Genomic DNA, 9,842 nt, shown 5'->3' on the forward strand with positions numbered 1-9,842 from the left:
TCGGCAGCTCCTACATGAAATCTGCATACGTCCTGTAGGAGCTGCCGCAGGCTGCGATCTTTTGCTCTTCAACAATGGCTGCCACCGCACCAATTACCAAAATCGCCGGGCTTTTCAGCCCAAACCTGAACGCATCAGCACTCATGCTCGCCAGATCACTCCGGCATTCGCGCTGCTCTGGCAACGACGCATTCTCGATCATCGCCACCGGCGTATCCGCTGCCATCCCGCCCGCCAGCAACTGATCGCGAATCTCGCCTAGCTTGGCCACCCCCATGTAAACCACCAGCGTTGTGCCGCCCTGCGCCAGTGCCTGCCAGTTCAACTGGCTGTCATCCTGAGTATGCGCAGTCACCAGCGTCACCCCGCGTGCGACCCCACGCAACGTCAGCGGAATATCGCACTGCGTCGCCCCGGCCAGCCCGGCGGTGATGCCATTGACCAACTCCACCTCGACGCCACGCTCACGCAGCCAATGCGCCTCTTCACCCCCTCTACCGAAAATGCACGGATCGCCACCCTTGAGCCGCACCACACACTTGCCGTGGCGGGCATAGCGCAGCATCAGTCGATGAATGAACGCTTGCGGTGTCGAGCGGCAACCACCGCGTTTACCCACGGCAATGATGCGCGCATCAGGGCAGTGCTCCAGCACCGCCTCGTTGACCAGATCATCGATCAGCACCACGTCGGCCTCGCGCAGAGCGCGCACCGCTTTGAGGGTCAGCAGTTCCGGATCGCCGGGGCCGGCGCCTACCAGCCAGACTTTTGCATTCATGCTGCTTTCCTCATCAGATGATGGCGACCGGCTGCAACTCGGCAGCCAGCAAACGCTTTATTTCCGGGACGCACGAACCGCATTGCGTGCCGCAACCCAAATTGCTTTTCAAGCCTTGCAGATCCAGCCCTTGGCGAATACCGGCGCAGACCGCGTTGAGGCTGACGTTGTTGCAGTTGCACAGGGTCTTATCCGCAGCGATCTGCGCCCCGGCACTGCCCGGCGGCGCACTCATCGGTGCCAGCAACCAGCGCCGCAGTTGTTCGTCGGCACGGCCTTCCAGCCACAACCCTTGCAGCCAATGCCGGGCGAGGGTTTCGCCGGCCAGGCGAATCGCGGTGATTCGGCCGTTTTCAATACGCACGCGCTTGCCAATGGCCCGGCGCGGATCGTCATAGGCCAAAACCGGGCCGTCGATCAGCGACAGGCATCGGTCGATTTCACTGAGCAATTGCGCATCCGGTGCCTCGCTGCTGGCAGCGCGTATCAGCAATGCCGATCGTTCACGTCCGACAAGGCTGAGGCTAACGTAGGAAAATGCCTCACAGAGCGGTCGTAGCGTCTCGAAGTGCCGTTGAACATCACCTTCGATCAGTGCGAAAAGCTGCCACGGCAGATTGACCGGTTCCAGGCGCACGCCGCTGTGTTTGAGTTCCGGTTGTTTCGACAAAGGATCGAAGGCCGGCAGGGTCAGGCTGTTCACGCCGCCCTTGAGGAAGCGATCGCCCCAGTGCATCGGTAGAAACGCTTGTCCCGGACGTACGCTGTCATCACTAGCGACCGCAACAATTACCGCGCCGCGACGACTTTTCAGATTGACCAGATCGCCCGGCTGCAAACGATGCCGGCGCATTTCATCTGGATGCAGGCTCAACACCGCTTCGTTGACATGCCCGAACAGTTGCGCTGCCGTACCGGTGCGGCTCATACCGTGCCATTGATCACGCAAGCGGCCAGTGATCAACGTCAGCGGAAAGCGTGCATCGCGTTGTTCTTTGGCGGCACGATACGGGTCGGCGATGAATTGCGCGCGCTCGTTGGCGGTTGGGAAAATCCCGTCTTCGTACAGTCGTGGCGTTCCTCGCCGCGCTCCGACAGGGAAGGGCCATTGCTGCGGTCCGATCTCGTCGATCAGCGCGTGACTGATCCCGGACATATCCAGATCCCGCCCACGCGTCAGCCCTTTGAACTCATCGAACAGTTGTGCAGGTTGGGTGAAAGTAAACAGGCTCGATGCAGAGGGGCGCAGACGTTTCTCCAGACGCTGCGCGAAATCTACCGTAATCGCCCAATCCGGCCGCGCCTCACCCGGTGGGAGAATGGCTTTGCGCACGTGGGAAATGCGTCGCTCGGAATTGGTCACCGAACCTTCTTTCTCGCCCCAACTGGCGGCGGGCAGCAGCAGATCGGCGAATGCTGCGGTTTCAGTCGTGCGAAAGGCTTCTTGCAGAACCACAAACGGGCAAGCTTCCAGCGCCGCGCGCACCGCACTCTGATCCGGCATCGATTGCGCAGGGTTGGTGCAGGCAATCCACAACGCCTTGATCTTGCCGCTGCGCACTTGCTCGAACAGTTCGATGGCGCTGAGACCAGTGCTTTCCGGCAACCGATCAACGCCCCAATAAGCCGCCACTTCAGCGCGGTGTTCAGGGTTGGCCGCGTCTCGATGGCCCGGCAACAGATTCGACAAACTACCGGTTTCGCGCCCGCCCATGGCATTCGGCTGACCGGTGAGGGAGAAAGGTCCTGCACCCGGACGACCGATTTGCCCGGTGGCCAAGTGCAGATTGATCAACGCGCTGTTTTTTGCGCTACCGGCCGTGGACTGGTTCAAACCCATGCACCACAACGACAGAAAACTCGGCGAAGTGCCAACCCATTCGGCGCATTGCTGCAGTTGCTCGACGCTGATGCCGCATAACTGTGAAACCATTTGCGGGGTGTAATCGCGCACCAGATTCTTCAATTCGGCGAGGCCATCGGTGTGCGCCTTGACGAAGTCGCGATCAATCCAGTCTTCCCACAACAGCAGGTGCAAAATCCCATGGAATAAAGCGACATCGGTACCGGGCAGAATCGCCAGGTGCAGATCGGCGAGGTCGCAGGTGTCGGTGCGTCGTGGATCAATGACGATGACTTTCATCTGCGGGCGGCGGGATTTTGCTTCCTCCAGCCGACGGAAAAGTACTGGATGGGCGTAGGCCATGTTACTGCCGACGATCATCACGCAATCGCTGAGCTCCAGGTCCTCATAGCTGCACGGCGGGGCGTCGGCGCCGAGGCTGCGCTTGTAGCCGACCACGGCTGAAGACATGCACAGGCGTGAATTGCTGTCGATGTTGTTGGTGCCAACCAACGCCCGCGCCAGTTTGTTGAAGGCGTAGTAGTCCTCGGTCAGCAACTGTCCGGAGATATAGAACGCGACGCTGTCCGGGCCGTGTTCGGCGATGGTTTCGGCGAACACGTTGGCGGCATGTTCCAGCGCAGTGTCCCAATCCGTGCGGCTGCGCGCCAGGCCTTTGCCCAAACGCAGTTCCGGGTACAGCGCGCGGGCCGCGAGGTCGCCGGTCAGGTGCAGGGTCGAGCCTTTGCTGCACAGTTTGCCGAAGTTGGCCGGGTGCGCCGGATCGCCGCTGACGCCGAGGATGCGCTCGCCGCCATGCTCGATCAGCACGCCGCAGCCGACCCCGCAATAACAGCAGGTCGAGGCGGTCGTCTGGCGGTTCATCAGATGGCGTCCCGCAGAGCCAGTTGCACACGACCGTTTTCGACTCGCGCTGGGTGATGGTGCGCGCAACCGATGTCCGGCGCCTGCGCCTCGCCGGATTGCAGGTCGATCTGCCAATTGTGCAGCGGACAGGCCACGCGTTTTCCGTAGATCAAACCTTGTGACAACGGCCCACCCTTGTGTGGGCAGCGGTCGTCGAGGGCGAAAACTTCGTCGTCGCTCGTACGAAAAATCGCAATGTCACCTTTCGGCCCGGCAATGATTCGCGAACCGAGAGCATTGATCTCGTCGAGGGCACAGATATCCAGCCAGTTCATGCCGGCACCTCCAGGTTTTTCACTGAAATTACGTCGAATTCTTTCTTCAGTTGCGGCTGCGCCAGACGTTCTTTCCACGGATCCTGTTCGAACGACAGGGAGAATTGCAGGCGTTCGTTCAGCGCTTTGCGGCGCTCCGGGTCTTCCAGCACGGCTTTCTTGATGTGTTCCATGCCGACCCGTTGCAGGTAGTGCACGGTGCGCTCGAGGTAGAAGGCTTCTTCGCGATACAGCTGCAAGAAGGCACCGTTGTATTCGCGCACTTCTTCGGCGGTTTTCAGCTTGACGAAGAATTCGGCGACTTCGGTTTTGATCCCGCCGTTACCGCCGATGTACATCTCCCAACCGGAGTCGACGCCGATGATTCCTACGTCTTTGATCCCCGCTTCCGAGCAGTTGCGTGGGCATCCGGAGACAGCCAGTTTCACTTTATGCGGTGACCACATGTTGAACAGGTCGTGCTCAAGCTCGATGCCCAGTTGTGTCGAGTTTTGCGTGCCGAAGCGGCAGAACTCACTGCCGACGCAGGTTTTCACCGTGCGGATGGATTTGCCGTAGGCGTGGCCGGACGGCATGTCGAGGTCTTTCCACACGCCCGGCAGATCCTGCTTCTTGATGCCGAGCAAATCGATGCGCTGGCCGCCGGTGACCTTGACCATCGGCACCTGATACTTGTCAGCCACATCGGCAATCCGCCGCAGTTCCGAAGGATTGGTCACGCCGCCCCACATGCGTGGTACCACCGAGTAAGTGCCGTCCTTCTGGATGTTGGCGTGTGCACGTTCGTTGATCAGGCGCGATTGCGGATCGTCCTTGGCTTCGCCGGGCCAGGTGGAAATCAGGTAATAGTTGAGGGCCGGGCGGCACGTTGCGCAACCGTTCGGCGTGCGCCAGTTGAGGTAGCTCATGGTGCCAGCGATGGTCAGCAGATGCTGCTCGCGAATGGCTTGGCGGATCTGTCCGTGGTTGAGGTCGCTGCAACCGCAGATGGCTTTTTCGCTTTTCGGTTTGACATCCGCTGCGCCGCCGACGGTGTTGATCAGGATCTGCTCGACCAGTCCGGCGCAGGAGCCGCAGGAGCTGGCCGCTTTGGTGTGTTTCTTCACCTCATCGACGCTGAACAGGCCGTGTTCCTGAATGGCTTTGACGATGGTGCCTTTGCACACGCCGTTGCAACCGCAGACTTCGGCGGTGTCGGCCATGACCATGGCTTTGTCCTGACCCTGATGTCCTACGTCGCCCAAAGCGTTTTCGCCAAACATCAGGTGATCGCGGATCTCGCCGATGGCGTGATTCTCACGAATCTGGCGGAAATACCAACCGCCATCTGCCGTATCGCCGTACAGACAGGCGCCGACCAGCACGTCATCCTTGATCACCAGTTTTTTGTACACGCCGCCGATCGGGTCGGAGAGGGTGATGGTTTCCGTTCCTTCGCCACCCATGAAGTCGCCAGCGGAAAACAGGTCGATGCCGGTGACTTTGAGTTTGGTCGAGGTCACCGAACCCTGATAACGGGCGAAGCCCAGTTGTGCGAGGTGGTTGGCGCAAACCTTGGCCTGCTCGAACAGTGGCGCGACCAGACCGTAGGCAATGCCACGGTGGCTGGCGCACTCGCCGATGGCGTAGATGCGTGGGTCGTAAGTTTGCAGGGTGTCGTTGACCAGGATCCCGCGATTGCACGGGATGCCGGCCTTTTCCGCGAGTTCGGTGTTGGGGCGAATACCGGCGGCCATCACCACCAGATCGGCGGGGATAATGTCGCCGTTCTTGAATTGCACCGAGCCGACCCGGCCATTGCCGGCGTCATGCAAGGCCTGAGTCTGTTCGCACAGACGGAAGTGCAGGCCACGGGATTCAAGGGCGCTTTGCAGCAGTTGACCGCTGGTTTTGTCGAGTTGGCGTTCCAGCAACCATTCGCCGATGTGCACCACGGTGACGTGCATGCCGCGCAACATCAGGCCATTGGCGGCTTCGAGGCCGAGCAGGCCACCGCCGATGACCACCGCGTGTTTGTGGGTTTTCGCGGTGTCGATCATCGCCTGGGTGTCGGCAATGTCGCGATAGCCGATCACGCCGTGCAGGGTATTGCCGGTGATCGGCAAGATGAACGGTGTCGAGCCAGTGGCGATCAGCAGGCGATCGTATTCGGCTTCGGTGCCGTCCTCGGCGATCACCCGGCGTTTGACCCGGTCAATCTCCACCACTTTGCGGTTGAGCAACAACTTGATGTTGTTTTCCAGGTACCAGTCGAGGTCGTTGAGCACGATCTCCTCGAAGGTCTGCTCACCGGCCAGCACCGGCGAGAGCAGGATGCGATTGTAGTTGGTGTGTGGTTCGGCGCCGAAGACGGTGATGTCGTACAGCTCGTTGCTCAGCTTGAGCAATTCTTCGAGGGTGCGGACCCCGGCCATGCCATTGCCGATCATCACCAGTTTGAGTTTTTTCATCAGGTTCTCCGGGAGCTGCGGCTGGCCTCTTGTGGGCAGTCAGGCCTTGCTCGACAAATTTTGCGCAAACAAAAAAAGGCGTCCCGCTAGTTGCCTAGCGAGGACGCCTTTGTCCTGGTCCCGTTCTCTCGGGAAGCGCAGCCTTCGTCGTTGAAGGTTGGGCTTTATGTGTGTGCTGAGTGGGCTAATGCAGTGGTTGTGCCAAGTGGGAACAGTGGCGGGTTTATTGGGGTTTGGCAGGTTCTGAGGGTGATTTTTTGCACTGAATCGAGGCGGGTTGCTCGTTCGTGGGGCGCTCAGGTAGATGGATTTGTGGTGATTGGGCTGACGTCATCGCGAGCAGGCTCACTCCTACAGTGGAACGCGTTTCGAATTGTAGGAGTGAGCCTGCTCGCGATGGCCGCGACGCGGTGTCAGTGATGAAACAACAAAACCAGAAGCACCAGATTCCCGAGCAACGCCAGCAATGCCATCGTCCGCCAGACCTTCAGCGGCTCCCGCTCCAATAACGGTCGAGGCCGCACACTCAAACTCTGCCGCTCGCCCTGTTCCAGCACCAACAACCACTCTTCAGCCGTTTCAAACCGTTGTTGCGGATCCGCCGCCACGCCACGCTGCAGACTCTGCGCCAACCATTCCGGCAGATCAGGCCGATAGCGACTGGCAATCACCGGCAGACCAAATCGCGGCCGTTGAAACGCTTCAATCTCGCCATAAGGAAAATGCCCGGTAAGCAGGAAATACAGGGTCACGCCGACTGCATACAAATCCTGCTGCGCACTCGGCGGATCACCGCGAAACGCTTCCGGGGCGATGTAACTTGGGGTTCCGGGCAGCGTTGACGGCGCGTCTTCGGACAAGCCCGGGCAATACGCCAAGCCAAAATCCAGCAGGCGTAACTCGCCGTCGTCACCCCAATGCAGGTTTTCCGGTTTGATGTCCCGGTGCAGAATCTGCCGCCGATGCAAAAGCCCCACCGCGCGCAGCAGGCGCTCGGCGATATCCTGCCATTGCGCCAGCGGCAATGGGCCGGACTGCTGAAACAGCTGAGCCAGCGTTGTCCCGGAATATTCGCGCATCACGTAGTACAAATGTTGACGCTGCTGGCAGGCATGGACTTCAGGAAAGTGCCGGCCGGCCACGCGTTTCAGGAACCATTCCTCGGACAGCAGCGCTTGCCCGGCGCGAGGATCATCGCTGGAGCGCGACGGCAGGGTTTTCAACAGCCATGCCTGGCCTTGTCCATCGACAACCCGATACAGCAGCGATTGCTGACTCTGAGCGACAATCCCCTGCACCTGCCAGCCTTCGAAGGATTGGCCAGGTTTCAGCGGCGGCGGCAGGGGCCATTGCTGCAAATGAATCAATGCATCGCCGATATTCGCTTCACCCAGCGCATCGACGCGCACCAGCAATGCGCTGGCATTGTCCTGACTCCCCGCCAGATGCGCGGCATTGACCAGCGTCTGCGCGGCGCTTTGCAGATCCGGTTGATCACGCAGAATCGCGGCAATCGCGGTATCGCCCAGCGTCGACCAGACTCCGTCACTGAGCAGCACAAAGCTTTCACCGTCACGCAGTTCACCGTCGAGGAAATCCAGCACCAGATGCTGATCCAGCCCCAATGCACGCTTGAGCACATGCTGCATGCCCGGCTGCTCCCAGACATGATCCTCTGAGATCCGCTGCAAACTATCGTCGTGCCAGCGATACACCCGGCAATCGCCGACGTGGGCGAGGGTAAAACGCCGACCGCGCATGACCACCGCGCTGACGGTGGTGAGCAAGGGTTGGCCACCGCCATTGGCCTGCAACCAGCGATTTTGCGCGAGCAGCAGTCGGTCCAGTGCCTGCGCCACGCTCCAGGTTTCCGGTGTGGCGTAGTAGTCGAGCGCCAGCGCCTGCAAGGTCGAACGCGCAGCCAGTCCGCCATCGGCACACTGGCTGACGCCATCAGCGATAGCGAACAGATAACCCTTGCTCGCCGCCAGCGCCGGAGCGGGCGTGACCAAGCGCAAAGCGTCCTGATTCTCCGCACGCGGGCCAGTAGCGCTGGCTTCGGCAAAACTCAGTTGCAGGGCCATCGACGCCTCAGACCCGCGCCGCCGTTACGGCTGCCGAACCCCAGGTGGTTCTCCAGCGACGCTTGACGCCGTGCAGGCCAAACCACGCCAACACGCCGAGGCTGGCGAACAACCACAGGGCCAGTTGATAGCTGCCGGTGCTCTGTTTGATCGCACCCATGCCGGCGGCCAAGGCGAAACCGCCGATGCCGCCGGCCATGCCGATCAGCCCGGTCATGACGCCGATCTCCAAGCGAAAACGCTGCGGCACCAGTTGGAACACCGCACCGTTGCCTGCCCCTAAACCGAGCATGGTGCAGACGAAAAGTGCCAGCGCCGCGTAGGAACTCGGCAGGTTGAAACCGACCGCGGCGATGCAGACGGCGGCGACGGTGTACATCGCCAGCAGTGTGCGGATACCGCCAAAGCGATCAGCCAGTGCGCCACCCAGCGGTCGCATCAAACTGCCGCCGAACACGCAGGCGGCGGTGTAGTAACCGGCCGTCACCGGACTCAGACCGTATTGATCGTTGAAATAGCCGGGCAGGGCGCTGGCCAGACCGATGAAGCCGCCGAAGGTCACGCTGTAGAAAAACATGAACCACCAGCTATCGCGGTCGCCCAAGGCTTTGAAGTAGTCAGCCATGGCTTTGGCTTTCGGCCGCTCAGGGGCGTTTTTTGCCAGCCAGGCGAACAATACCAACGTCAGGATCAACGGAATCAACGCGAAGCCGAAGACATTGCTCCAGCCGAACGCAGCCGCCAGTACCGGAGCGAGCAGTGCGGCAAACACGGTGCCCGAGTTGCCCGCACCGGCGATGCCCATGGCTTTGCCCTGATGCTGCGGCGGGTACCACTGCGACGCCAGTGGCAGAGCGACGGCAAACGATGCGCCAGCCATGCCGAGGAACAGGCCGAGTATCAGCGCCTGTTCATAACTGTGGATGCCGAGTTTCCAGGCGCCGAACAGTGCGCAGATCACGATGACCTGGCCGATCAGCCCGGCGGTTTTCGGCGACAGCCGATCGGCGAGCATGCCCATCACAAAGCGCAGCACCGCGCCAGCGAGGATCGGCGTGGCGACGACGAGGCCACGTTGTTGTGTGGTCAGGTGCAGGTCGGCGGCAATCTGCACCGCCAGCGGGCCGAGCAGGTACCAGACCATGAAACTCAGGTCGAAATAGAGGAAGGCCGCGAACAGGGTCGGGGTGTGGCCGGATTTCCAGAAGCTTGAATTCATCGCGCACCTCAGCTGAAAAGAGTCTCGAAAGGAGTCATGCAACAGCAGGTGGGGCGCCGCCACGGCCGCACCACCGACCCCGGGCTGTGGGGCCAAAACGCAAAAACGCCGCTACCTGATGCGCCGGTTGGGGCGAACGGGTGAGCGACGTCTTTGTCGTGGGTGGGGCAACCGCCGTTGGTTACCTGTGCGTTTTACTTAGCGAGATTTGTGCCAACAGGCGGAAAATCAAAAGCCCCTCACCCTAGCCCTCCCGAAACGTCGGA

6 protein-coding genes are annotated in these 9,842 nt (G+C 60.7%); all 6 read right to left on the bottom strand.

Annotated features, from left to right (window positions below):
- Window positions 1–10: 10 nt before the first annotated feature.
- The 6 genes from cobA to PMI23_RS18695 all read right to left on the bottom strand — a co-directional run bounded on the left by cobA (window position 11) and on the right by PMI23_RS18695 (window position 9,576).
- Window positions 11–778 carry a uroporphyrinogen-III C-methyltransferase gene (gene cobA, locus PMI23_RS18670; protein WP_007916397.1) on the bottom strand — a complete coding sequence of 256 codons (768 nt, stop codon included), beginning with the start codon at window positions 776–778 and terminating at the stop codon, window positions 11–13.
- A 13-nt stretch (window positions 779–791) separates the two neighbouring features.
- Complete coding sequence (locus PMI23_RS18675) at window positions 792–3,506, bottom strand: nitrate reductase (RefSeq protein WP_007916396.1); 2,715 nt, start codon at window positions 3,504–3,506, stop codon at window positions 792–794.
- On the bottom strand, window positions 3,506–3,823 hold the full coding sequence (gene nirD / locus PMI23_RS18680) for a nitrite reductase small subunit NirD (RefSeq protein ID WP_007916394.1): 318 nt from the start codon (window positions 3,821–3,823) through the stop codon (window positions 3,506–3,508). The genes PMI23_RS18675 and nirD overlap by 1 nt, the downstream gene beginning before the upstream one ends.
- Complete coding sequence (nirB, locus tag PMI23_RS18685; protein WP_007916393.1) at window positions 3,820–6,273, bottom strand: nitrite reductase large subunit NirB; 2,454 nt, start codon at window positions 6,271–6,273, stop codon at window positions 3,820–3,822. The genes nirD and nirB overlap by 4 nt, the downstream gene beginning before the upstream one ends.
- 413 nt (window positions 6,274–6,686) lie before the next feature.
- On the bottom strand, window positions 6,687–8,357 hold the full coding sequence (locus PMI23_RS18690) for a bifunctional protein-serine/threonine kinase/phosphatase (RefSeq protein WP_007916392.1): 1,671 nt from the start codon (window positions 8,355–8,357) through the stop codon (window positions 6,687–6,689).
- A 7-nt stretch (window positions 8,358–8,364) separates the two neighbouring features.
- Entirely contained in the window at window positions 8,365–9,576 is a 1,212-nt protein-coding gene (locus PMI23_RS18695; protein ID WP_007916391.1) for a nitrate/nitrite transporter, read from the bottom strand.
- Between the last annotated feature and the right edge of the window lie 266 nt (window positions 9,577–9,842).

Source organism: Pseudomonas sp. GM24, from assembly GCF_000282235.1.
In the GTDB taxonomy this organism is placed as follows: Bacteria; Pseudomonadota; Gammaproteobacteria; order Pseudomonadales; family Pseudomonadaceae; genus Aquipseudomonas.